At 64.7% G+C, this 1,971-nt stretch carries 2 protein-coding genes; both read right to left on the bottom strand.

Annotated elements, in window-relative coordinates:
• Position 1: 1 nt before the first annotated feature.
• Positions 2 to 1,588, bottom strand: coding sequence for a gamma-glutamyltransferase (ggt, locus tag EOA29_RS34635; protein WP_127222269.1), 1,587 nt, complete (start codon positions 1,586 to 1,588; stop codon positions 2 to 4).
• A 23-nt stretch (positions 1,589 to 1,611) separates the two neighbouring features.
• Positions 1,612 to 1,971: ABC transporter permease subunit (locus EOA29_RS34630; RefSeq protein ID WP_127222268.1), on the bottom strand; the 360-nt coding region annotated here is incomplete at its 5' end.

The raw sequence follows: 1,971 nt of genomic DNA, 5'->3' as shown, positions 1-1,971 counted from the left end.
CTCAATATCCGAGCGCCAGCCCGTCCTTGCGCGGATCGGAGGCGCCGGTCAGCGTGCCTTTTTCCCAATCGATGAATACAGCCTGACCGCCGCCAAGCGGATGGTCTGGCTCGACAACGCGATGGCCCCGGTGACGCAGGCCCTCGACGGCATCTGCGCGCACGCTGCGCTCGGCCTCGACGACATCGTGGTTGTAGAAGACGCGCGGCGCGTCCAGCGCCTGCTGCGGGTCCATGCCGAAGTCGATCATGTTGGTCAAAAGATGCACATGGCCGAACGGCTGGTAGCCGCCGCCCATGACGCCGAACGGCATCACCGCGCGGCCATTCCTTGTCATCATGCCCGGCATGATCGTGTGCATCGGCCGCTTGCCCGGCGCTATTGCATTCGGGTGCTTGGGATCGAGCCGGAAGCTGGTGCCGCGATTCTGCAGCACGACGCCGGTCTTGGGGCCGACGACGCCGCTGCCGAAGGAATAGTAGGTCGAGTTGATGAAGCTCACCGCGTTCAAGTCGCGGTCGATGACGGAGATGTAGACCGTGTCGCTGCCCGGCAAATCGACGCGCGGCAAATGCGTCATGGCGCGCTCGCGGTCGATCGCGACGCGCAGCCGGTCGGCATAGGCAGCGGAGAGAAGCTCCTTCACCGGCACCGCGACGTAATCCTGGTCGGCAATCAGATTGTCGCGATCGCGATAGGCCAGCCGCCCGGCCTCGATCTCCAGATGCAGGCGCTCTGCGCCATTCGGATCGAGCGCGCCAAGATCGAAGCCGGAGAGCACGTTCAGCATCAGGAGCGCGGTGAGGCCCTGGTTGTTCGGCGGCATCTGATGGATGTCATAGCCGCGATAGGATGTACGGACCGGCGGTTTGTAGTCGCCCTTCGTTGCAGCGAAATCGTCCAGCGTATGCAGTCCGCCAAGTACACGAAGCCGCCCGACCAAATCCTCCGCGACTTCGCCTTTGTAGAAGCCGGCGCGGCCTTTTTGGGCGATGATGCGCAGCGTCTCCGCCAGTTCCGGCTGGCGATGGATATCGCCGGCCTTGGGCGGTTGACCGCCCGGCAGGAAGATTCGCGCCGCCACCTTGTCGGCCGACAGATCGGTTTCCGGATCAGCCCAGTCGAAGGCGACGCGGTCGTGCACGACATAGCCGTTCTCGGCGTAGTGGATAGCGGGAGCGAGAGCATCGGCGATCCCCTTGCGGCCATGGTCTTCGAGCAGCCGGCACCAGGCGTCGACGGCGCCGGGAACGGTGACAGCGTGCGCGCCCTGCTTCGGCAGCTCGCTGAAGCCGTGCTCCAGGTACCAGTCGACCGTCGCTGCTTTGGGTGCGCGGCCGGAACCATTGAAGGCGATCACATTACCATCACCTTTCGGGCAATAGAGGACAAAACAGTCGCCGCCGATGCCGGTCGATTGCGGCTCGACCACGGCCTGGACGGCGGCGGCGCAGACGGCGGCGTCCATGGCGTTGCCGCCGGAGCGCAGCATGTCGACGGCAGCAAGCGTCGACAACGGATGCGAGGTCGCGGCCATGGCTTCGGTGGCGCGGACCGGCGAGCGGCCTGGGTACTGGAAATCACGCATGCGGTTCTGATTATCCCTCAACTTCAACGTCCGCGGCCGAAAAGCTGGGCGGCGGACAACAAGACGATCGATAGCACGATCAGGCAAGTCGAAATGGCGGCAATCGTCGGATCGATCTGATCGCGCAGCGCGTTGAACATGCGGCGCGTCAGCGTCGTGGTCTCGCCACCCGAGATGAAGAGCGACACCACAACCTCGTCGAACGAAGTGATGAAGGCAAACAGCGCGCCCGACACGATCGAGAAGCGCAGCTGCGGCATGGTCACCTGGAAGAAGGCGGCGAAGCGCCCGGCGCCGAGGCTGCGCGCCACCATCTCCTGGTTCATGTCGTAGGAGCGCAGCCCCGACAGGACGGTGAGTACGACCAGCGGCAGCGCTTGCAC

Source organism: Mesorhizobium sp. M1E.F.Ca.ET.063.01.1.1, assembly GCF_003998155.1.
Taxonomy (GTDB): Bacteria; Pseudomonadota; Alphaproteobacteria; order Rhizobiales; family Rhizobiaceae; genus Mesorhizobium.
The sequence above is the reverse complement of the archived record's forward strand: the minus strand, read 5'-3'. Positions and strand labels throughout refer to the sequence as shown.